The 23,847-nt window shown below is 55.6% G+C and carries 16 protein-coding genes and 1 pseudogene; 13 read left to right on the forward strand and 4 right to left on the reverse strand.

All coding sequences use genetic code 11. The annotated features are described in order from the left end of the window. Nucleotides 1-120: 120 nt before the first annotated feature. Nucleotides 121-306: pseudogene (locus CKA38_RS17005) on the forward strand (hypothetical protein); the annotation flags it as partial. 111 nt (nucleotides 307-417) lie between these two features. Then, complete coding sequence (locus CKA38_RS13300) at nucleotides 418-1,095, forward strand: glycosylhydrolase-like jelly roll fold domain-containing protein (protein ID WP_236919040.1); 678 nt, start codon at nucleotides 418-420, stop codon at nucleotides 1,093-1,095. Between the two features lie 160 nt (nucleotides 1,096-1,255). On the opposite strand, the gene CKA38_RS13305 is transcribed toward CKA38_RS13300, so the two are convergent. The 3 genes from CKA38_RS13305 to CKA38_RS13315 are packed head-to-tail and all read right to left on the reverse strand — an operon-like array spanning nucleotide 1,256 to nucleotide 8,839. Further along, the gene (locus CKA38_RS13305; protein WP_108825936.1) at nucleotides 1,256-4,024 is read right to left on the reverse strand and encodes a glycoside hydrolase family 2 TIM barrel-domain containing protein; all 2,769 of its coding nucleotides are present in this window, start codon (nucleotides 4,022-4,024) and stop codon (nucleotides 1,256-1,258) included. A 38-nt stretch (nucleotides 4,025-4,062) separates the two neighbouring features. After that, nucleotides 4,063-5,487, reverse strand: coding sequence for a sugar porter family MFS transporter (locus tag CKA38_RS13310; protein ID WP_108825937.1), 1,425 nt, complete (start codon nucleotides 5,485-5,487; stop codon nucleotides 4,063-4,065). Nucleotides 5,488-5,515: 28 nt separating this feature from the next. Further along, the gene (locus CKA38_RS13315) at nucleotides 5,516-8,839 is read right to left on the reverse strand and encodes a DUF5107 domain-containing protein (protein WP_108825939.1); all 3,324 of its coding nucleotides are present in this window, start codon (nucleotides 8,837-8,839) and stop codon (nucleotides 5,516-5,518) included. Nucleotides 8,840-9,021: 182 nt separating this feature from the next. On the opposite strand from CKA38_RS13315, the gene CKA38_RS13320 reads away from it, so the two are divergent. The 11 genes from CKA38_RS13320 (at nucleotide 9,022) to CKA38_RS13365 (ending at nucleotide 22,820) form a co-directional block, all read left to right on the forward strand. Continuing rightward, complete coding sequence (locus CKA38_RS13320) at nucleotides 9,022-9,918, forward strand: AraC family transcriptional regulator (RefSeq protein ID WP_108825941.1); 897 nt, start codon at nucleotides 9,022-9,024, stop codon at nucleotides 9,916-9,918. 239 nt (nucleotides 9,919-10,157) lie between these two features. Continuing rightward, nucleotides 10,158-11,294: a RidA family protein gene (locus CKA38_RS13325; protein WP_236919041.1), complete on the forward strand. Its 1,137-nt coding sequence runs from the start codon at nucleotides 10,158-10,160 to the stop codon at nucleotides 11,292-11,294. Nucleotides 11,295-11,338: 44 nt separating this feature from the next. Further along, on the forward strand, nucleotides 11,339-13,150 hold the full coding sequence (locus CKA38_RS13330) for a DUF1553 domain-containing protein (protein ID WP_236919042.1): 1,812 nt from the start codon (nucleotides 11,339-11,341) through the stop codon (nucleotides 13,148-13,150). A 106-nt stretch (nucleotides 13,151-13,256) separates the two neighbouring features. Further along, nucleotides 13,257-14,672: a DUF1501 domain-containing protein gene (locus tag CKA38_RS13335; RefSeq protein ID WP_108825942.1), complete on the forward strand. Its 1,416-nt coding sequence runs from the start codon at nucleotides 13,257-13,259 to the stop codon at nucleotides 14,670-14,672. Between the two features lie 35 nt (nucleotides 14,673-14,707). Next, the gene (locus CKA38_RS13340) at nucleotides 14,708-17,089 is read left to right on the forward strand and encodes a COG1470 family protein (RefSeq protein ID WP_108825944.1); all 2,382 of its coding nucleotides are present in this window, start codon (nucleotides 14,708-14,710) and stop codon (nucleotides 17,087-17,089) included. A 668-nt stretch (nucleotides 17,090-17,757) separates the two neighbouring features. Then, nucleotides 17,758-18,732: a hypothetical protein gene (locus CKA38_RS13345; RefSeq protein ID WP_152032871.1), complete on the forward strand. Its 975-nt coding sequence runs from the start codon at nucleotides 17,758-17,760 to the stop codon at nucleotides 18,730-18,732. 134 nt (nucleotides 18,733-18,866) lie between these two features. After that, nucleotides 18,867-19,616 carry a hypothetical protein gene (locus CKA38_RS13350; RefSeq protein WP_152032872.1) on the forward strand — a complete coding sequence of 250 codons (750 nt, stop codon included), beginning with the start codon at nucleotides 18,867-18,869 and terminating at the stop codon, nucleotides 19,614-19,616. A 217-nt stretch (nucleotides 19,617-19,833) separates the two neighbouring features. Beyond that, on the forward strand, nucleotides 19,834-20,295 hold the full coding sequence (locus CKA38_RS15550; protein WP_152032873.1) for a hypothetical protein: 462 nt from the start codon (nucleotides 19,834-19,836) through the stop codon (nucleotides 20,293-20,295). A gap of 345 nt (nucleotides 20,296-20,640) precedes the next feature. Next, on the forward strand, nucleotides 20,641-21,360 hold the full coding sequence (locus CKA38_RS15555) for a hypothetical protein (protein WP_152032874.1): 720 nt from the start codon (nucleotides 20,641-20,643) through the stop codon (nucleotides 21,358-21,360). 64 nt (nucleotides 21,361-21,424) lie between these two features. Next, entirely contained in the window at nucleotides 21,425-21,967 is a 543-nt protein-coding gene (locus tag CKA38_RS15560; RefSeq protein ID WP_152032875.1) for a hypothetical protein, read from the forward strand. Between the two features lie 148 nt (nucleotides 21,968-22,115). Continuing rightward, entirely contained in the window at nucleotides 22,116-22,820 is a 705-nt protein-coding gene (locus tag CKA38_RS13365) for a hypothetical protein (protein ID WP_108825954.1), read from the forward strand. A gap of 103 nt (nucleotides 22,821-22,923) precedes the next feature. Here CKA38_RS13365 and hisG read toward each other — a convergent pair whose 3' ends face one another. Then, nucleotides 22,924-23,808 (reverse strand): ATP phosphoribosyltransferase, encoded by an 885-nt coding sequence (hisG, locus tag CKA38_RS13370; RefSeq protein ID WP_236919043.1) that lies wholly within the window; start codon nucleotides 23,806-23,808, stop codon nucleotides 22,924-22,926. Nucleotides 23,809-23,847: the final 39 nt, after the last annotated feature.

The raw sequence follows: 23,847 nt of genomic DNA on the forward strand, positions 1-23,847 counted from the left end.
GCAGGAGGAGGACCTCGAAACGCGCTGGTATATAAACGCGAGACCGCCAAAACGGGCTTTCTGGGAGGAGGCCGCGCACACCACGCGCTGGTCGCCCGCACTGCTGGCGGCGCTGGGGGCATGGGGCTGGAGCCTGATGTTGATGTCCTCTCCGCCCGCGGCCTCGCCTATGCGGTCAGCGGACGCGCGGAAACAGAATGCGGGGTGCGCGAAGGCAATGACGCCATCGCATGGATACACCGGGTTACGGATTACGGTGATATATACTTTATTGCCAACCAGACCGGCGATGAGTTCGACGCAAAGATCAAGTTTCGTGTTTCCGGCAAAAAAATACAGGTGTGGGATGCGGAAACGAACAAACAATACCGGATGGAAGGGGATGATTCGGGAAGTGCGACAACGCTTACCCTGCCGATGAGGAAGTTCGGCTCCCTTTTTATAGTATTCACAAAAGACGATAACAGTGGGATGGAGCCTTATCGTGCTCCACGGATAATCAAAAAGAATAAACTGCCCGATGAGTGGACTGTTGAGTTCGAGGATAACCTTGGTGCTCCGCAAGGCGCGTTTAAACTGAATGCCGGTTCATGGACGAAAAGTGACAAGCCGGGTATAAAATACTTTTCCGGAACCGCAACCTACACGGCATCCTTTGCCGTGGATAAAAATGATCTGACTAAAAGCAACCTCATCAGGCTTAACTTGGGCAAAGTGAGGAATCTGGCCGAAATCCATGTGAATGGCGCGCGAGTGGCGACGCTTTGGAAGGAACCCTTCATTTGCGATATTACGGATTATGTGAAGCCCGGAAAGAACGAGCTTAAAATCAAAATTACCAATACGTGGGCCAACCGGATGATCGGGGACGAACAGCACCCAAGCGATATAAAGTGGGATGACCTGCTGCTTTATTACAAGCAAGAGTTCATGGGATATAAAATATCATATATACCAGATTGGATATGGACTGATGCACAGCGTCCCGTCAAAGAGCGCGTGTCGTTCACAACATGGCGCTTCTACGAAAAGGACTCCCCGCTGGAGGAATCAGGGCTCCTTACGGATGCATACGTTGAATACGGAAACAGATAATGCCATTTGCGAGTGAGATTTAGACTTCAAAGGGTGGGGCGCGCCCGCCGGGCGCGCCGGGGTTTGTTGGATGTCAAACGCAGCGGTTTCGGCGTTTCGAACGTTCGCGGTGGTCTGCCAACCGCCCTGCCAAAACGGCCGCACTCTTTATATAAATGCGCTAGTTGCTCAAAATCATTCCGCCGAGTTCATCCGGTTTCATTTCGGTTTTGGGATTAAAGGAATCGCCGGCCATGTAGCCCAGTATGCTGTTGCGCAGCTGGCGCGCGGGCGGGCGGGTTTGCAGGTCGGCGTCCAGGTCGATGGTGCAGAATAGCAGACGTCCGTTTCCAATGCGCGCCTCGAACACGGCGGCGAGCGAGTGGTTGCGGGCGAAATTGTCAATCACCCGCACAATCGGCGTCACGGAGAGGCCGTCGATTCGCACGCTTTTTGATTTCAACGCCAGATCCCACCATTGCCAGTCAGAGTGCTCCCCGGTCGGGAAATTTTTCAGCGCCGGATGTTTCGGGTCGCACAACATGCCCATCGTGCCGGGTTGCTCGGGGAAATGCACCGGGCTCCAGAAAACAGGAACGAATTTCCCATCGATGCCATTGGTTTGCGCGACGGGTGGATTGAAGAGCACTTTCTTGCCAGCGGACAGGGCGGTCAATGCCTCGCCGAGTGTTCTTGTATAGGTGACGTTATCCGGCACGGGTGTTGTTTCCTTCGGATAGACCCACAGGTTCCAATGGTTGCGATACGGCGTGCCGTCGATTGTCACTTCGAGTGTCCAGCGCGCCGCGGGACCGCTGCCTGGAATCGCAACCGAAATCCGACCGCAATCCACTGTGCCGCCGGATGCGATTTCCTGTTTATCAAATTGCCCCGACGCCATCTGTTTTCCCGCCTGGTCCTTGACGCGCCATTTGATGACAGCCGGGTTTATATCATTTCCATAATTTGCCACTTGTATGGCGGCGCTCACGGTTTCGCCGCGTTCATAAACCGCCTTCGGCAGGCGGGCGAGCGGCACGGTGGCGCTGCAAAACTCGCGAAACTCGGACGATTTTATAAAGCGTTTTCCCTCCCAAAACACGTTCACCATGCCGACAAGCGCGGTGCCCTGGCCCGGGAAATCCTGCAATCCCAGCAGCTGGAACCCGTCGAACTCGGGCGTGCGCAGGGCGCGCTCAATTTCCTCCTTGTAGAGCAGGGTGGCAAACCTGCCCGTGGCCTCGGTGAACTTGTCCGCCAGTTTCAAGAGTCCCTTTGCCTTCAAGTCGTTTTGCACGGCGATAAAATTCAACGGCACGAGGTTGCCCTTGTATTTTTTGATTTCGGCGAGATCGGGATAAACCGAATATTGTCCGATTTCGTGCGTGATGATCGGCACTTTTATATTTTTCGCGGCATGACTGTAGTCATTGTCAAAGGAGGGCGGTTTTTCATTAAACACACCCTGCCCGCGAACCCAGCCGTCCTTGGTGTATTGTGTGATGAAGAATTCATCCTGCGGCTCGGGCGAGCGTCCGTGCCCTTTTTTGAATGTGAACGAGGTCGTTGTGTAAAGCCGGCGCGAATCCTCCGCGCGCAGTTCCCCGACCAGCTTGTTCAACAAATCCAGATCGCCTTGCAGTTCATTGCCGAGCGACATGAGCACGAACGAGGGATGGTTTCCATAGGCGGTCAATATGCGCCGCGCCTCCTCGTTTAGATAATTCCAGGACTTCTTGTTTTGACCGACCAGGAGGCTCCAGTGCGGCAACTCGGCTTGCAGATAAAAGCCGAGTTCATCGGCCGCTTGAAACGCGGCGTCGGGCGGGCACCACGAATGGAAGCGAAAATGATTCAGCCCCCATTCCTTGGCCGTGGCGATTATGCGTTTCCACTCGGCGACGGATGTTGCCGGATAACCGGTGAGCGGAAACACGGCGCACTCGAGTGTGCCGCGCAAAAAGACGCGCTTGCCGTTGACGTGAAGCTCGCTGCCTTGCGCCGCGATTTCGCGAAATCCAAGAGTCGTCGATGCAAGCGCGCCGGATTTGCCGGGCGCGCGCACTTCCAGTTTATAGAGATGCGGCGCAAGTTCGTCCCATGCGCGCACACTGCCTTCCGGCAGCGTCCACGCGGCTTCCAGCGAGTCGCCCGTTTTGTTTGGCAGGAATGATTTTGTCGCCGCGGCGACTTGTTTTCCCGCGGCGTTGCGCAGCACCAAATCGAATGTCGCGGCATTGCGCGTTTTGCTTTTTGGCGCGGCGGAATCGAACGCGAGCGCGATTTGAACCGAGAAGCCGGGCGACACGCGCGGGTGCGCCGAGATTGTCTTGATGGCGTCAGGTTCAATCGCGGCCAGGCGCAGAAATCCGAGCGCGCCGTTCCACATCACTTGCGTGTGATTTGTATAGGCGTGAGCCAGCGCGGTGTCGTGGCGGGCCTGGTATTTTCGCGTGTGATGGCGGCTCAAGTCCGGCAGGATTTCCGAATTGTCGATTTGCAAAATCAACTCGTGCCGCCCCGGTTTTAGCGCGGCGGTGAGATCGTGCCGGTGCGGCGTGCTCAGGCTGTCTTCGCGGCTGATTTCCACTCCGTCAACAAACACCCGCGACTCCCAAAGCACGCGCTCAAGCTCCAGCACGACTTGTTTGCCGCGCCAGTTTTCGGGAATGACAACCTCGCGCCGATACCACGCGGGGCCGATGTGAATGTGCTTTCGCTGGAGCCGCGTGAGCACTTGCAGTGTCAGCTCCGGTTTTAATGCGAGCGCCTCGCCGATGCCGGCGTCGTCGAGTGTGCCGGGCAGGCGGATTTCGCGCCATGCCGCGTCGGCGGACGGGGGAGGGCGCAGGCTCACCTGCCACTTGCCGGCCAATGACAATTCATCCTTCGCCCCCGCAAGCGTCTGGACCAATATTAGGGCGAATATAATTACTGTTTTTTTTGACATGGGATAATCAGGTTAAAATTTCGTTGTGGTGTGTGTCATTAATCAACCAGTTCCTTTTCCAATTGCTCGAGTGTTTTGCCCTTTGTTTCGGGCAGCTTGATTTTGATGAAAATAAACCCGGCGATGCAGATCGCGGCATACAGCCAGAAGGTGCCGTAGGCGCCGAGCGCGTTGTTGAGCAGCGGAAACGTGTAGGTGAGCACGAAGCACGCGCCCCACAACGCCGCCACGGCGACGGCCATCGCCGCGCCGCGTATGCGGTTGGGGAACACCTCGGAAATCACCACCCACGTCACGGGGCCGAGCGACATGGCGTAGCAGCCGATCGCGGCGAGCACGAGCAGCAGCATCGGCCAGCCTTGCACGCCTGTGAAATAACAAAACCCCATCGCCGTGTAAATGAGCGCAAGCCCCGCCGCGCCGAAAAGCATCAGCGGGCGGCGTCCGCCCTTGTCCACCGTTCCGAGCGCGACAAACGTGAACGCGAGATTCACCGAGCCCGTCCATGCGATGTTTTTCAACACGGTCGAAATGTCATATCCCGCCGCGCTAAAAATATCCTCCGCGTAATTGAATATGACATTGATGCCGCACCATTGCTGAAAGACGGCGAGCGTGATGCCCAGGATGAGCACGCCCCGCAAACGCGGGTCGAGCAGTTCGCGGAAGTTTATTTTTTCCCGCGTGGTGGTGATGGTTTGGTTGATCTCGCCAATCGCCGTTTGCGCGTAAGCCGCGCCGCCGATTTTGCCGAGGATTTTTGCGGCGTCATCCACGCGGCCTTTTGTCACGAGCCAGCGCGGACTTTCGGGAACAAAAAACATGCCGATGATAAACAGCACCGATGGCACCGCGGTGAGGCCGAACATCCAGCGCCAGCCTTGCTGGCCGAACCACGAGTTCACGATCCACTCGTTCGTCGCGCCCTCGGGCAGGTTGCGCACGAGAAACCAGTTTATGAATTGCGCCAGCAAAATGCCGATCACGATGGTGAGCTGGTTCACTGAAACGAGACGTCCGCGCAAATGCGCCGGCGCGACCTCGGCGATATACAGCGGCGAGAGATTCGACGCCAGGCCAATGGCCACGCCGCCAAGCATCCGCCAGATGATGAACAGCGTGAAGTTTGGCGCGAGGGCGTTGCCGATCGAGGTGATCGCAAATGTGAGCGCGGCCGTCATCAGCAGCCGTTTGCGTCCGAAGCGGTCGCTGAGCATGCCGGCCACCATGACGCCGACCAGGCAACCGATGAGCGCGCAACTGTTGGCCCAGCCGGAGAGCGCGGGATTATCGAGTTGGAAATAGCGCTCGAAAAAGGGCTTCGCGCCGCCGATCACGACCCAGTCGTATCCGAACAGCAAGCCGCCCAGCGCGACGACAATCGAAATGCACCAGACGTAGGCGAGGTTATAACCGGTTTTCGGCGCGGGGACTGCGGAGCCTGCGGGGACGTTGGCATTCATGGTTTTTTATATGAGGTTTGTGGTGCGATTATTTTTCCAGTTTGTTTTTCAAGTCGGCGGCCCATGCGTCGGCGTTTGTGAAAGCAAGCGTGCGCGCGAGGTGTTCGCTGGCCCGAGCCGCGTCGCCAAGGCCTTCGCAGGCGAGCGCAATCAAGAGATGGTTTTCCGCGTCGCGGCGGGCTTGCAGGTCTTCGTCAAACACAAGGATGTCGGGCAGTGACGTGGCGAAGTAGTCGATTTTCGCGCGCTCGCCCAAGCGGATTTTTGCGAAGCTTTTCATTTCCTCGAACAGCGTTTTCGCCTCTTGCTCGCGCCCGAGTTTTCGCAGCGAAAGTCCGCGATAATAACTGAGCGGGCTGTGGACGGTGACGGCCATCTCGCTGAAATCGCCCTGCTCGGCGGCGCTCATTTCGAAGTGTTTCGCGGCCTCGTCGTTTTGCCCGAGCGCCAGCAGCGCGCAACCGGTCCAGTAGTTCACATTGGCTTTGGCTTGCAGCAGGTGGTATGACTCGCCGAGCGAGTCGGGAGTGTCCATCGCCTGTTGAAATTGCTTCAGCGCCTCGTCCGCAGCCCCGCGTTCCAGCGCGTCGCAGCCAAGCAGCAGCCGCGCCCGCGTGTATTCGCGCAGCACTTTTCCCTCGCCGCCTTCCCACGGGTGAAACCGGCGCGAGAGCACGAGGTCGAGCGCCTTGGCGGGCCGGCCGGTCAGGTTATACAGCGTGGCGAGCTCGACCGATGTGTCGTCGCGCTCGTTGACCAATTCGCGCCGCGCCTCAAGCCAGGCGAGACGTTTTTCGAGCGGCTCGTTGCGCTTTTTGCAGAGCTGGTCGAATTCGTAAATCAGGCGCGGATCGTTCGGGTCGATTTCAAGAGCGCGCTCGTAGGCGGCCTTTGCATTGTCGCCGTCGTTGCGAATATTCCAATACGCGATGCCGAGGTTGCGGTGCGCGGTCGCGCATTTCGCGGAGGAGGCGGCGCAGCGCTCCCACACGGCAATCGCATCCTCGTGACGTTTTTTGTCGTAATAATAATTACCGAGCGCGTAGGCCGCGAGCGGATCGCCGCCGGGTTGCGAGAGCGCCCATTCGAGCACAACTTGCTCGTGCACGCGCGAGGGGAAGAAATATTCGAACGACGCATTGCGCGCCGCTGCGAGTTCGCGCTCGGCGGCGGCGACATCGCCGGCTTGCGCAAGCAGCCATGCGCGCGTGTAGCGGATCGACTGCGAGCGCTCCATCGGGTTCGGCGTGGCGCTGACGCCCACTGGTTGCGCCTCGTGCAAATCAAGCAGCGCGAGCGCTTCCGCAAACAGGCCGGCCTCGGCGTAATCAAACGCAATGTCCAGGATCGTCTGCGCGTCGTTGCGCGACAGCTTGAGAAACTCGGTGTTGTCGTTCATCGCGCGCGCCCGCTCGCAACGCGCCCAATGGTCGAGCGCATCGGTTTTCAGCAAGGCGTCCAGAGCGGCGCCAGCCTTTTGGTTCTCACCGAGACGGCGCAGCACGATGGATTTTAACACGAGGGCCTTGTTGTTTTCTGTGTTGGTTTTCAGGCCGCTCTCCAAGTGTTCGAGCGCGCGTTTCCATTGCCGGTCGCGGCACGATAGCGTGGCGAGTTCGTAGTGCGCGGGCGCGCGCCATTCGTAGTTCCATGCCGCCTTGCCGAAATGGCGCGCGGCCTCGGCATTGCGGCCTTGGAAGCGGCGGGCCAAGCCGAGGTAATAATGCGCCTCGCCCGTCGAGGGATTCGGATGCCGCTCCGTGAGCCGCGCGATGGCGCGTTCGAGATGCGCGGCGGCTTTATCAAAGAGCCCGCGCGAAAGCAGGCGGCGGCCGAGCGCGATATTGCACGCGACATTGTCCGGATCGCGCTTGAGCGCCTCCTCCCAATAGGGTTCGGGAGCGCGCGTGCAATGACGGTATTGCTCGAGATGCTCGGCGACGGAGCGCAGCTCATCAACCATCGTTATGTCGGCGGGGGAGGGCGGTTCGGTCGCGACGTTGCGCGATTGTTTCTGCGCGGCGCGGTCAACGGGACGGTAGTCGAGCACGCGTTCGCCGCGCGCGTCCTCAAGGATCAGCTCAAGCGCGGACGGATTGTCACCGCGCATGATATGCTCGCGGTTTTGCCAGGGCCGGCCCGGACGCAGCTCGACGTGCGTGTCGATGAGCGTGTGCCCGCCCTCGCGCAAAATGACGCGCCCGTCGAGCAACGCGGGCGCGAGCGCCGCCGCGTCGATGCGCCTGTCGTCGCCGACGACGAGGCGGAGCGCGGCGCGTTCGCTGGCGTTTTGCACGGGGCCGGTTTTCTGGATGGGCCACCAGTATTGCGAGAACGTCTTGGTCTCGTAGGGCGCGAGATACGCGAAGTCGGGCTGGTTGTCCGTGTAAACGCCCGCCATCAATTCGATGTAGGGGCCGCCCTCGTCGGTCAGCTCGCGATCCCACGAATAACCGAAAGGGTGGTTGCCCCAGGTCCATTGTTTTTTGCCGGGGGAAATCATGCGGTCGGCCACATGCACAAAACCGCCGTCCGCCTCGAAGTCGAAACCGCCGAAGAAATCGAACGCGGTCTGGCACACCATGTAGCTGGTCGGCACGGGAATGTTTTTATACCAAGTCAGGTCGTTGGCCCCGGGGCGGTCCTGATAACGGACACCGTAATACGGACTCGTCGCAATCGGAAACGATGTCATCGCGCGCACCGCGTGGTCGGCAACGCAGGTGACATCCTCCGGGAAAAAAGACTGGTAGCGATCATGCACCCGCGCCGCGACATTTGCCCACCACAGAAATGTCTGGATGAAGGGCGTGCGATTGAACAAACGCGCGCGCAGCTCCACCAGCGAACTGCCCGGGCGCAGGCGAATGCCGTGCATGCCTTTCATGCGCAACATCGGATCGTGATCCGACATCCAGACCGTGCGCGCGCCGTCCGACTCCTCCTCGATAAACATGTCCGTCGGCATGAAGGTGCCGGGGCGGTGGTGTTGCGGCCAGTTAAACTCCACGCCGCCGGAAATCCACGGCCCCGCAAGCCCGACAAGGGCGGGTTTGATGACGGTTTGCTTGTAGAAAAAATCGTAGTCGTTGTTGGTCTTGTCCTGTCCGAGAAAAATCCTGCCGCCGATTTCCGGCAGCATTTCGAGTCGCACAAATTCGTTCTCCAATTCCGCGACGCTGTATTTCGCGTCGACCGGATCGTCGAACACCTTGTCGATAAACGGAACCGGATAAACGCGTCCCGACGAACCTTGATAAACCCGCCGCTCGAAGAACATGGGGTTGCGCTCGGGTTTTCCGACAGGATACGTTTTTATTGTTTTCTGGATGATGTGTGCGTGGATTGACATGACTATTCGCAAGTGTGCCGAGGACTCGTTTGCCGTTGAATCGTGTGGTTGCGGGATTGAAGGGTGGGGAAGGGTGAAATATGGGAACCCGGTTTTGAAAACAGGATGCCGAAATCGTAACACGCCGCGCCCGTGTTTGAAATGGACATCCCTATGTTTGGTATGGAAGATATTATGGTATTGTGAAAACTCCAGCAACACCGCGCATCGCGGACGGCTTCCCCGGCGAACGGCTTGTCATCCTTCCGCAAAACGTGCTCCGGCAGGCCGGGCGCATTCCTGTGTGCGCCGATCTTTGCGTGACGCACATCGGACGCTTTGACCGCGTGCTCGGGCATTATGTGGACCGGCCGGACGGTTGCGCGCAGCACGTTCTTATCTTTTGCCTCGGAGGGCGCGGCATTGTCCACGCGGGCTCGTCGAAGTGGTTTTTGCACCGCGGGCACGGCATTGTGCTGCCTCCGAATGTCGCGCACCGATACGCAGCGGACGCGCGCGATCCATGGACGGTTTTCTGGTTTCACTTCACGGGCGCCCGCGCCGCCGCCTACGTGAAAATGCTCGGCCTCACCACGCGACAACCGCGGTTTTGGATTCAGAATGTCGATGTGATGATCGAGGCGTTTGAGGAATGTTATCATCACACAATCGGCGGCCACACCGACTCCGACCTCATCGGGCTCTCGACCACGTTCATGCGATTCATGGGATTGTGCCGCACGATGAAACGCTCGCCGAGCACGCGCCGGAGGCACACCGAGGAGCGCATCGTCCGCAGCGTGCGCTTCCTGCGCGAGAACTTGGACCGCACGCTCACGCTCGTTCAAATCGCGAAGGAGGCGGGCATTTCGGTGCCGCATTTCTGCGCCATGTTCAAACGCCAGATCAACTGCGGCCCGCTGGAATTTTTCGCGCGCCTGAAAATGCAGCGCGCCTGCGAACTGTTGATGCAAACCGATCAGGGCATTTCCGAAATCGCCTACGGCCTCGGATTCACCGACCCGTTGTATTTCTCAAAACGCTTCCGCCTGCACGTCGGCACAAGCCCGTCGGAGTATAGGGAACAGGCAGGGCGCTGAATTGGCCCTCAGGACTGACTGGTCAAACCGGAATGAGGAGCATTTCGATTTAATGTAATTAGACATAATGTACATTGTGCGAATTTGATTAATCTTTCCCCATAGCTCCAGTTTCCAGGGGTTTTACTCCTGGAAATCACCTCTCAAAACCCTCTGTTGTAACCGCCTGCTGAAATAAGCGTCCTCAGTCGCATCAAAGTCCCCAAACCCAAACAACACTGACTTTTTCCTCGAAAACCATGTCACTGCAAACTCCCGTTCCATCCGATTTGAAATCCTCGCAATCCCACACCAACAGCTTCGTTCATGAGAAATCACTTGGCGGAAGCATGGTCTCAATCAGCGCACATGCCGGGCCTGACGAATCCATCGTCGCGCTGATTGGCCGGTTGTCCGATGTGGCGCGCGCTCGCGGGCTCGTTCCGATTCAAGGCAATGCGTTTTGTGATCCCGCGCTTGGCAACGCGGGCGCGAACCTGCCCTTCCCGGTGGCATTTCTCGGGCGTCACGACACACCGGCGGGCTGCGTCTTGAGCGCGCGCATCACGGCGCTTCCCAAGGAAATCAAGATTGACCGCGTGCTGGACGAGCGCGGCGCGGTTTGCGGCGCGCAATGGGAAACGCCCGATGCGCGTTATCTGCTGCTCGGCGCGCTCACGCCGCCGGATGTTCGCGCGGCGCGTGATGCCCAGTCCGCGGATGTGTGGCAGTTGTTGAAGGCGCGGCTCGAACACGCGGGTTTCACGCTCGGCAACCTGGTTCGCACTTGGTTTTTCAACGACCATATTCTGGACTGGTATGCGGACTTCAATCGCGTGCGAAATACGTTTTTCACGGAGCACAATATCTTCGGCACGCTGGTGCCCGCGAGCACGGGCGTTGGCGCAAGCAATTCCGCGGGCGCGGCGCTTTCACTCGATGCGCTCGCGGTCGCGCCAAAATCCGCCGAGGCTCCTCGCGTGAGCGCGGTGACTTCGCCGCTCCAGTGCGCCGCCTACGATTACAAGAGCGCGTTTAGCCGCGCCGTGGAATGCGCGGACGCGGACGGTTCGCGCCATTTGCTCGTGTCGGGCACGGCGAGCATCGAGCCCGGTGGCAAGACCATCCATCTCGGTGATCTCGACGCGCAAATCGACCTGAGTCTGCGCGTGGTCGAGGCAATTCTCAAATCGCGCGACATGGACTGGCGCGACACTTCGCGCGCGATTTTGTATTTCCCGCACATCGAATGGATGCCCCGTTGGGAGGCGCGCCGAACGGCGCTCGGGATTCCGCCATTGCCCGCGATTTTTGCGCACTGCGACATCTGCCGCGACGATTTGCTTTTTGAAATCGAACTGGACGCGTGGAAAAAGGAAAGCGAGGCGCGTGCATGAAAACGCAACACACCCGGGCACTGCGAACGGCTCTTTGTGCATTTGTGTTTTGCCTGATCTGTCCGGTTTTTGCGCAGGCCGCGGCGCTGAAGATTCGTCCCGAGTCTGTGGTCATTGAACCGGGCAAAACGAAGCGCATCAAAATCCCGTCCGGCACGAGCGTTCACTCAAACGATTCGAGCGTCGCCCGAATCAAAAGCGACGGCACGCTGGAGGCGGTTTCGCCGGGGCGCGCCGTGCTCAGTTTTCGCTCCAAAAATGATTACGCGACGGTTTTTGTGACGGTGAAACAAACACCGCCTTCCGGCGCGAAATTCTTCACGACTGCCGATGCCGTCGACGCGCATCCGATTGACATGCTGGTTAACAAAAATCTGCGCCAGCTCGGCGTTCTCCCCTCCCCTCTTTGCTCGGATTCGGAATTCCTGCGGCGCGCCTGTCTCGACCTGACGGGTGCGCTTCCCCCGCTCGAAAAAACACGCGAGTTTCTTGCCGACGCTGATCCGCAAAAGCGCGAGAAATTGATCGACTGGATTTTTTCGCGTCCCGAATACGCGGATTATTGGGCGATGAAATGGAGCGACGTGCTGCGCGTGAAAAGCGAGTTCCCCAGCAACCTCTGGCCCAACGCCGTGCAGGCCTACCACAACTGGCTGCGCGGAGCGATGGCCGGCAACATGCGCTACAACGAGATGGCGCGGACGCTTCTCACCACGGCGGGCAGTAATTTCCGCGATCCGCCGTGCAATTTTTATCGCGCCACCCAGCGACGCACGCCCGCGGGGCTCGCGTCGACGTTTGCGCTTATTTTCATGGGCGCGCGTCTCGATTGCGCCGAGTGCAAGGAGCATCCGTATCAGACTTGGCAGTCCGGACAGGCCGCGGGTCTCGCCGCGTTTTTCACCAATGTGAAATACAAAAAAACAGGCGAGTGGAAGGAGGAGATTGTGTATTTCAACCCCTCTTGGTCCCAGCACAGGATCGGCGCGGAAAAAAACACCATCGCAGCCCCCGTTCTCCCCGATGGCACGCCGGTGAAATTCAACCGCGCGGACAATCCGCAAAAGCATCTCGTCAAGTGGCTGACCTCGCCGAAAAATCCCTACTTCGCGCGGCACGTGGCGAATCGTTATTGGTGCGCGCTGTTCGGGCGCGGCATCACAATGCCCGTCGATGACGTGCGCCCCGGCAATCCGCCGGCCAATCCCGAGCTGCTTGATTTGCTGGCGGAAAAGGTGGTCTCGAGCGGTTTCGATTTGCGCGCCCTGCTCCGCTTCATCGTGACATCGCAAACTTACCAGCGCTCGAGCACCACAAACGAAAGCAACGCCCGCGACTCGCAAAACTGGTCGCATTACATTCCGCGCCGCCTCGACGCCGAGGTTCTTGCGGACGCGATCGGCACGGCCACCGGCGCGTATGAATATTTCGAGAGCCGGATTCCCGAGCCGTTCGCAATGTGGCCGGACGATTTCCACAGCGTGGCGAATCCCGATGCGAGTGTGACGAGCGGATTTCTCGAAACCTTCGGGCGCCCCGGACGCGACACTTCCCATGAGGTCGAGCGCGACCGCAAACCCTCGATGGCGCAGGCGCTCTACCTGTTCGACTCGGAGGCGCTCACTAAAAAACTGCGAAAAAAAGACGGCGTCATTTCACAGCTCGCCAAAAAGCACGGAGCCAACACGGGCGCGTTTGCCGAGGAGTGCTACCTCACGTTTCTCACGCGCATGCCGACCAGCGGGGAAACTTCCCTCATCAACAGTTATTTCCAGGAGGCCTCCTCCAAAAACATCGCCGCGCAAGATGTCGTCTGGGCGCTGATCAACACAAAGGAATTTTTATACAATCACTGATACAAAATGCGGAATTCGGAATGCGCGCTGCCATGCAAATTTCGAAATCCCCAGTGGGGCGGAAGCACCACAATTCCTAAATCCGCGTTCTGAAATCCACATTCCCATGAACACTCACGATCCTCTCTTTTCTCCCGATTCCGCCTCGCCGCACGACCCGCTTTGCGCCCACGAAGACCACGCCTCGGACGCGCTTTACCGGCGCGCGTTTGACCTTGTTACGCGGCGCGATTTTTTGCGCATTGGCGCGCTCACCGTCGGCGGACTCGCCATGGCGCCGTATCTGCGCTCCGCACCCGCGTCAAACGCCCGCGCAAAGGCCGTCATTCAACTGTTCCTGTTTGGCGGCCCGTCGCACATCGACACCTTCGATCCCAAACCGCAGGCCTCGACCGACATCACCGGGCCGTGGCGCAAAACCGCCGCGACAAATGTGGACGGCATACAGATTGGCGAACTGCTGCCGCTCTCCGCAAAACACGCCGACAAATACACGCTCCTGCGCGGCCTCTCGCACAAAACCAACGCGCACGAAACCGCCACCTACATGATGCAAACCGGCACAGACCCCAGATCCGGCCTTGTGTATCCGTCGATGGGCGCGGTCATCGCCTACAAAATGGAGGAGGCCGGCCTGCTCAAGGGCCGCGCGCTTCCCGCCTACATGACGGTGCCGGTTGCGATCGGGCGTTTTTCCGAGACCGGGTTTCTCGGCCCCCGCTACCGTTCGTTCATCCCGGGCAACCTTGCCAATCCGATCAGCGGCGAGGAGCGCGCGCATCTCGAAAAACGAGCCGCGCTCTTGGACAACCTCGACACCTTCGGACATTCGCAAAAAGCCGTCTTCGAGGAGGCTGATTATTTCCGCGACCAGGCCCGCGAAATGGTGCTCGGCAAGGCGCGCGACGCCTTCGACATTTCCAAGGAAAGCGCCAAGACCCGCGAACTCTACGGCGACACTGAGTTTGGCCGCTCGTGCCTGCAAGCGCGCCGGCTCGTCGAAAACGGCGTCGCCTACGTCACCGTGAACATGCGCGGCTGGGACACGCACCGCGACCAGGCCGAGCGCTACAAAAAACTCATGCCCGAACTCGACCGCGGATTCTCCGCACTGCTCACCGATCTCACCGAGCGCGGAATGCTCGACTCAACGATTGTCACCTGCGGCGGTGAGTTTGGCCGCACGCCACGATTCATGACCGAGCCGCCGTGGAACGGCGGACGCAACCACTACGGCGCGGCATTTTCGTGGGCGATTGCCGGCGGCGGATTCCGGGGCGGACAGATCGTCGGCGAAACGGACAATCGCGGCGAACGCGTCACCAAGCGCGCCATCGCGCCGTGGGATTTGTCGGCGAGCATCTATAAGCTCCTTGGTATCGATCCCGACGGCACCCTCCCCCACCCCCTCGGTTGCGCCGCCTACGTGACGCCGCGCCAGGACGAAACCGCCCAGCCCGCAAAAAAATCCACCCAATTCACGCCCGGCGAGGGAATGTTAAAGGAGATCATGCCAACATGACCGCTCGCTGCGCTCTCGGTAAATCCCAAATTCCAATGAACAAATTCCAACGAAATTCCAAATTCCGGCATCCAAATTCCAAAACTGAAAAAGCATTCCTCCAGCCAACATTCCGCTGGCTGGTTGGAATCTGGATTTTGATCGTTGGAATTTGCGGCCACGCGGTGGCCGCGCCTTACATCGAATACCTTTACCCCGCGGGCGCGCAGCAAAACCGCACGATGGAAATCACGCTCGGCGGCAGATCGCTTGAGGGCGCGAGCGAGGTTTGGGTCAGCGGCAGCGGAGTCACCGGCAAGGTGCTCGAGGTCAACATGCCCACCGAGGCGCAAATCAGGGAGGCCCGAAAACGCGACGAGGTTGCCGCGCAAACCGCGCGCGTGCGCCTCACGATCTCGCCCGACGCCGAGCCCGGCATTCGCGATTTGCGCGTCATGGCAACGGCGGGATTGTCGAACCGCTTTCGTTTTGAAATCGGCAAGCTGCCCGAGGTTTCCGAAAAGGAGCCGAACGGCCACCTGGCCGACGCGCAGCAACTGCCCGCGCTCCCCGTCGTCGTCAACGGCCAGATAACAAACGCCGACCGCGACTTTTTCCGTTTTAGCGCGCGCGCCGGGCAGCAGATTCTCATCGAGGTCAAGGCCCGCGCCATCAAGTCCTATCTCGCCGATGCCGTGCCCGGATGGTTTCAACCGCGCATCGTGCTCTACAACAGCGAGGGCGACCGGCTGGCCGAGGCGGATGATTTTCGATTCGATCCCGATCCGGTCATGTTCTTCAAGGCGCCCGCCGACGGCGACTACATCGTCGAGATATGGGACGCCGTTTCCCGCGGACGCGACGACCTTGTTTATCGCATGAAAATTGGTGAGCTGCCCTACGTGACGGACATCTTTCCCCTCGGCGCCCCGCGGGGCGTGATGCACCATCGATTCGTCGCGCGAGGCATCAATCTGCCCGGCAAAAAGGCGGATTGGATATGCGATGTGAGCGACCGCCAGCCCGGGATTTCCGAGATCAGCTTCACGCTGGAAAACGGCGAAAAGACAAACGCGCGCCCGATCGAAATCAGCGAGCTGCCCGAGGTCCCGGAATACGAGCCGAACAACGCCCAGCGCCAGGCGCAGCGCGTGTTAACCCCTGTCATCATAAACGGTCGCATCGACAAACCCGGCGATATCGACGTGTTCACCTTTTCCGCCAAGGCCGGCGACAAACTCGTCATCGACGTGATGGCGCGCCGCCTCGGTTCGCCGCTCGACGCGCGGATCGTTCTCGGCCCGCAAAAACTGCTCGGCAAAACCCCGACGGCTGACGACGTGAAGGACGAGCGCTTCGGGCTCATCACCCACCATGCCGATCCGCGCCTCGCGCACACGTTCACGCAGGACGGCGACTACTTCGTCCACCTCAGCGACACCCAGGGCAAGGGCGGCGTCGAATACGCCTACCGCCTGAGCATCGCGCCGCAGCAACCCGACTTCGAACTGCGCGTCATGCCCGACAATCTTAGCGTGCCCGCGGGCGGAAATGTTGTTGTGCAACTCAAGTCCATTCGCATCGACGATTACAACGGCCCCATTCGCCTGAGCACTGAAGGGCTGCCCCCCGGCTTCGAGCTTGCGGGCGCCGAGGTGAAGGCCGGCAAAAACCAAACCATCCTCACCCTCTCCGCGCCTCTCGACGCGAAACCGGGCGTTTACAAACCGCTCTTCCGCGCCGAGGCGGAAATCGACGGCAAGACAGTGACGCACAAGGCCAATGTCGCCGAGGAGCTCATGCAGGCGTTTTTCTACTACCACACTGTGCCCGTCGAGCAGGGTTACCTCGTGGTCACGCCCGCCTCGCCCTTCCGCGTCGAAGTCATGCGCCCCGCAGACGCCGGCCCGCTCGAACTGACGCTTGGCAAGGAATGCGAAATCCCCGTGCGCATCATCCGCGACCCGAACTACCGCCCCCCTGTCGCCGCGCCGCAGCCGCCAAAGGCAAAAACCGGCGCCGGCACAAAGGGCAAGGCAACGGCAAAAAAGAAGACGACTTCAAAAAACAAATCTGCCGGAGCCGGGAAAAACGCCGGGAAAAAGAATGCGAAGAAACCCGCGAAAAAACAGCAGCCGCAATCCGCCGCCAAGGTTCCCATTCGCGTGATGGCCTCGCGCGGGGGCAAGGGCATGATTGTGGAAGTCGCAGTCATTGAAGCCGGCGCGACGGAAGGAGTGGTCAAGGTGCGCTGCACAAACGAAAAAATGGTTGGCGAGGAAGGCGTTTTTATCATCGAGGCCACGCAACGCTTCCGCGGCCAAAAGACCTCCTCGCTCGCGCCCGCCCTCCCCTTCAAGGTATTGCCCGCCGAGGACGGCGAGCCCGTCAATCTCGTGCGCGACCCATCCGAGAAAAAGAACCAGCCAAAGAAATAACCGCCGCAAGGGCGTCGATTACGATACACTTGAGGGACAGGTCGACCGCACCCCAGCTATTTGCTCGTGTGGCATGGGCGGTTTGCGCTTTTTTTTTCAAAAAGAGATGCGCGCGCTTTTTCTTTTTTAATTGCGGCGAGATCGTTACTTATTGCGGGATAACACAATTGAAATTGTGAAATAAATTAGACGCTTACATTGCGTTTTATTTGATGACAAAATTTTTGGTTGTCTGGAGTGCCACACAGCATATTCGTCTCTGTCTGCGATAGAAATATGGATCTAGCGGGTATTTAAACCACCCGATACCCCTCCCCTCCCAATGAAATTCAAGCTCAACGTCTCTGCTGCATTGACCCGCACGCTTTTTGTGTTTGCAGGAATCCTGTCAACTCACGCGTCAAATCCCACCCGTGGCTGCGTTCTGACGAATCATGCCCTCGTCATGACACGGTCGTTTTCTGGAACGCCCCCCCTTGGCGCGGAGCCGAGGCCAGCGGTTATTGGAGAATGGGCGAGATATCAATATGAATACGCTCAAGGATGGCGGAACACTTGGCCGTTGGCCAAACGACGATAAGAGGGGTGACGGCACAGTGAGATGAAAAAATAGGATACTACTATACTTATAGAAGTATTGATGAAATGATCACTCAAGGATCACTATAATGAAAAAATATATATTATTTACAGTTTGTTTCTTCGGGGGTATTGGCCTGGCATTTTGCACAAACTCACTGCCAATGGCAAACGTAAAGCTACGGGTGATTGATGATGCCGGCAGTCCAGTACAGGACGCTTTCGCTCATGTGGCATTCGAGGTGCCTGTCAATGCGCAGAATCGCGACTACCTGAAGCGTAAGGAAGCGAAAACGGATAAGAATGGATACTTTCAAACCTCGGAGATATGCACGGGGATAATCTATTATGGCGCAAGTAAAGAGGGATACTACGAATCGACGGGCAATAGATTCGATTACAAATTTGATGTAGCAAAAATGAGGTGGAATCCCAGTAGTCCAGAGCTAATTGTGCTCATGAAAAGAGTCATCAATCCTGTTCCTATGTATGTAAGGGAGATTGTCTTACGCATACCGGATACTGATAAAGATATCGGATACGATTTGGAAAAAGGCGATTGGGTAATGCCATATGGGCAAGGATTGAGAGCAGATTTTGTGTTTCATGCGAGATGTCGATGGACAAGTTACCAAGACTACTATTCTGTTGTGAAAATAAAATTCAGTAACTTTCGAGATGGAATTCAAGAAATCCCAAAAACAAATGCATCAAAAGGCCAACTTGCATCCCCCCAGCTTGCTCCGGAAGACGGCTATACAGAAGTGTGGATAAACGAACGCGGACAGGGACCGCAGACAAAGCGCACGGGATTAAATGTCATGAATTCGAATTACAAGGATTATATTTTTCGAGTGCGCTCAAATATAAATGATGAAGGTGAAATTACGGCGGCAAATTATGGGAAAATAATAGGTGAAATTCGCGTAGGTGGGGGCGAGGCCGAGGGTAAGCCTATTCTTAAGTTTCTTTATTACTACAACTCCGACCCTCAAAGCCGTAGCTTGGAATTCGACCCGAAGCAAAATCTGGCAAAGGAACAGAAATGCAATTTCCCGCCTTGAACCGCCGGGGACGGCGCAAGGGGGCAATCTGAGGATGCCCCCCGTCCACTCCCTCCTGTTTCTCATGTTACCCGCCCATTATCCCGCCCGTTTAAAAATAGAGGACTATGTTGGCATTGAAGGAGTATTAATATATGAAAACTATAAGCATATTGGCATTTTATTTTTCAGCGCTAGGCTTGGCGCATGGGCAGGCGCCATCTTATGGAAACCGCTCTCTTGGAGAAGTTGTCGATAGCGTTACTGGTTATATTTTGGCACACGAAGCTTATGGAGAAAAATTAGGCAAAGAACAGCAGGAATATTTAAAAGGAATGCGAGTATACCTGAAGGAAAACGCTCGGTATGCCCATGATTATTTATTAAAAGATTTAGATAATGAAGATAATTTCCGTGCTTACAACGAAGGCAGGGGCGACATGAATATCGTGCTTGATATAACAGGTGATGCTGATCCAAAGGGCGCCTACGCAGTGGCGGAAAAACTACATTTAAAACTCAAGGAGTTTGTAACAGCCACTAAAAAAGAATATCAGGACTATATGAATAGCAATGATATGAGCCTCAGCGCAGAGGATAGGGATATTAAGATAAGAAGTCTGATCGTGCCCATCCAATCCCGAACATATAGAATGGAGCGCTTGGAGGCATTCATGCAGAGGCTAAGAGAAAAATATGGAGTGGGAGGAGATAGTGCCGCGGAATTAACTTCTGATGACGGAAAAACAATAGCACCCTCCCTCTCCCCCGTTTCTCAGGAAGCCCCAAAAACAACATCGCAACAATCAGTCAAACCCAAACACCTGACATGGCTGCTGGGAGCCAGCGCGCTGGCGATACTCTTGCTGATCTACATGACCCACAGAAAACATCGAAACCAATAGAGGCCTTCAAAATTTATAAAATATGGCAACCAATAGCAACGAGTGTGCCAAGATTTTGGCCAGAAGCTATTTCATGAGGGCAAAAAAGGGGCGGATGAGTTTTGTTGATTATTGATAATCCCCAGTCTTGATATGGAGATTGTTGAGGATTGACGATTTCATTAATTCGAGCAATACCATTAGGCCTTCCTGAATCAGAACATCACCAACCGCAGTTATGAAACATAAAAAAATTATTTTTACGATTGCGGGTATCTTGCTAGGTGTTGCAATTTTCTTTTTATGTATCACTTTTCCACGTGATCAAGAATCAAAGATTGCGGGAGTGGGGACGCGTAGCAGGGAAACGGGCCTCGCATTGCCGCGTCCCGCAGTTTCATTGGAAGAGGCCAATACCTATAAATGCACCAAAATTGATGGTCGTCTTGTGGAATCAGGAGTTGCACGACATCCAATGAGACCTAACCGCATTCCTCCTGGATATAGAGAATTTGACCTGGATACCAATACATACAGATTGCTGATCGTTGAATCAGGTCTTGAGTATCTAGTTGCTTCGCGCACATTTGGTAAAGGCGGTGCAGCGGAAGGCATTGGCCCCACGTTTCGATTTTGCGATCACTATGTCATGGATAATTGCGTTTATTACATATACAGAACCCCCTTGAGGTATATATAGGAGCATCTGTTAAGAATAAGGACGGCTCCTACAAAATTATAAAGGATGATTTTCACATTAGCGATAATCTATATTGGGCATATCTGAGAGATATCGAATTTATAGAACCATCGGATTCGACACCGCTTCGCGTGCAAATTAAAAGCGCAGGGTATTATAAAATATATGAACTAAGGGAACCTGGAAAATTTGAATTGATCGAAAGCAAGCTGCCTAAGAACCCACTATACCCCGGCCTCGGTCTCGACGTAACCGATTTCGATTTTGATTGACGAACTCCGAATGAAGATAACCCAATCAGTTGGGAAAAAACGGGCAAGACGGAGAAAAGAGAAATGAAATGAAATGAAATACACTAAAATCATTCTAGCAATTGCGATTATTTCGTTGGCCCTCGTGGTCTTCTTTTTAATATCTATACCACAAAATGAGCATAAGTCGAATGGCGTTAAGGAGACGGCATCTACCGAGTTTTCAAATCCCGCGCTGCCACGCCCTGCAATTTCATTAAAAGAAGCCAACACTTACAAATGTGTAATAACCAATGGCCTTGCCATGGAATCAGGAGTCGTGCGACACGCAATGAAATTTGAACGTATTCCTCCAGGATACAGGGAGCTCGATATGGACACTTATACATATCGATTAATTATTGTCGAATCGGGCCTTGAGTATCTCGTTGCATCACGCACAGTTGGAAGAGGTGGTGTGGCTGAAGGCAGCTTTCGCTTTTGTGATTATTATGTCTTGGGTGATTATGTTTATTATATTCACAGAAATTCACATGATGTATACATAGGAGCATCCATGAAAACTACGGACGGTTTTTACAAAGTAGTAAGTGATAATTTTCTCATTAGCGAAGGCCTGTATTGGGAGTTTTTGAATGATATGATGTTTATCGAGCCATCAGGATCAACACCGCTTCGCGCACAGGTAAAATGCGCCGGGTATCATAGAATTTATGAATTAAAGGAACCCGGTAAGTTTGAACTAATCGAAACCAATTTGCCCAAAAACAAGAGGATAATCCCGGGGCTCGGCGTGGAGATTGTTGATGATTGACGATTTCATTAACTCGAACAATACTATCAGACCTTTCTGAATCACCGCATCACCAACCGCAGTTATGAAACATAAAAAAATCATTTTTACGATTGCGGGTATCTTGCTAGGTGTTGCAATTTTCTTATTATGTATCGCTTTTCCACGTGATCAAGAATCAAAGATTGCAGAGGCAGGGACGCTTAGCAGGGAAACAGGCCTCGCATTGCCGCGTCCCGCACTTTCATTGGAAGAGGCCAGCACTTATAAACGTGTCACAACTAATGGTATTATTACTGAGCACTCAGGTGAAGGGAGAAAGACCGCATCTCAGCACGATGTCAATCCACGCCCAAGGGAGCAAGGGGCATTAATAGCCAAGATTCATTGGCTGAGTAGTGATGAAGTCAAAGTCAAATCCCTTGATTTTGAAAAAATAAAGAAAAGTCTGAATTTTCTTTACGGGCCACCCAAGAAGATGAGGATAACCAATCGGGATCAGGCAACCGATCGTTATATGGGCACGGGGGCTTTTGCTGTGGAATATTTGCCTAGTTTAGGTTATGAAGATGCTGATTATTATTTTTTTTTGGTTGAACAAAAACACGGGAGAAATCAAGGCGGATGAAGGTGGCGCGATTAGCAAAAAAACATCAGAGACATTTTATTGGCTCCCTCACTAAGGGGGCGCGACGGCTGAAATAATGGAAAAGGTGAACAAGTTTCAACTTGCCCCCTCGGCCACACAGCTTATGTTTATATTATAATATAAAAATATGAAATGCAATAATTGCATTATAGGTTTGGGGGTTATTTTAATTATTATCCTTACGGTTTTCACGGTTTGCGCACGCAAACCGGAAGAGCAGGCTCCCGCCGCAGAGACACCTCCCGTGGAAGCGCTTCCTGCAGAACCACGCCCCGCAGAGATCGCCCCCGGAGAAGATGCCCTGACACTGATTCCACTATTTAGGCAAGAACGCAAGCCATTTGCCCCCAATAGTGTCACGGGGCCGGGGAAAAACGCCATTCGAACTTCAACGCTATTTGGTAAGTGGCCTGCTATACGCGTATATGACCCAGACACGGGATTATACAGCCTGATTATAATTGAATCTGACAAGGAATATATTGTGGACACATTCATATTGGGCCCCGAGGACGCTCTTTACGGAATGTATCCTCGATTTGCTTTTTATGATTGTTTTATATCGGGCGGCTCTGCGTATTACATTTACTCCCATGAAGCGAATACTTACCTTGGCGTATCGGTAAGGCAGGAAAATGGTTCATTTGCCCGTGATGGAGAGGGAGTGTTGATTAGTGAAGGGCTTAACCCTATGAGGATATTTGTAAGAGTATTTATACCGCCAACTGACAATGCACCACTTCAGCTTATGCTTGGAAATCAAGGGACATATAAAATTTATGAACTCAATTCCTCGGGGAAATTCGTGCTTAAAAAGGCAGAACTTGACTGACGCGAAGCATCAAAACGCAGTGGCCTCCCTGTCACGGGAGGGTCTTTCGCGTCACCCAAGCCGCCAGCGTTTTGTTGCTCGCGGTTTTGCCGCTTGCCCCGGTTTAATACACCACCTTGTTCAGCGGATACTCGATGATGCCCTCGGCGCCCATTGACTTGAGCTGGGGGATGATTTCGCGCGCGACTTTTTCGTCGATGATTGTTTCGAGCGCGACCCATTCGGTCGATGAAAGCGGCGAGATCGTCGGGTTGCGGAGCGAGGGGAGCGATTTGAGAAGCTCGTCGAGTTTTGCCTTCGGCGCGTTGAGCTTGAGTCCGACCTTGCTTCCGGCCTCGAGCGCGGCGGTGAGCATGAGCGCGATGGTTTCGATTTTTTTGCGCTTCTCGGGATTGGCCCAGCTGGCCTTGTTCGCGATGAGCTTGGTGTTCGTGGTGAGGAGCGTGTCGACGATGCGCAGCTTGTTCGCGCGGAGCGAGGAGCCGGTCTCGGTGATGTCCACGATCGCATCGACGAGGTCGGGCACTTTCACCTCGGTCGCGCCCCAGGAAAACTCCACGGTCACGGGAATGTTTCGTTTCTCAAAATAGCGTTTCACCGTGCCGACCATCTCGGTGGCGATGCGTTTGCCGGCGAGGTCCTCGGGCTTCTGAACGGGCGAATTTTCGGGCACACAGAGCACCCAGCGCGACTTTTGGGTGCTCGCGCGACTGTAAATTAAATCACAAACTTCAACTACGTCGGACTGGTTTTCCTGCACCCAATCATACCCCGTGAGGCCGCAATCAAAGAAGCCGTGCTCGACATACCGGCTCACCTCCTGGGCCCGGATAAAACGTCCGTCGAGTTCGGGATCGTTGATGCTTGGCTTGTATGATCTGGAACTGGTCGTAATTACCCAACCTGCTTTGGCAAAAAGACTTTTGGTGGATTCTTCGAGGCTGCCCTTGGGCAGGCCGATCATGAGCAATGGCGTTGGGTTTGACATAGTGGTAAGCAAGGCAAACGCATGTTTTACAGGCTTCAA

The organism is Ereboglobus luteus (assembly GCF_003096195.1).
GTDB classification, from domain to species: domain Bacteria; phylum Verrucomicrobiota; class Verrucomicrobiia; order Opitutales; family Opitutaceae; genus Ereboglobus; species Ereboglobus luteus.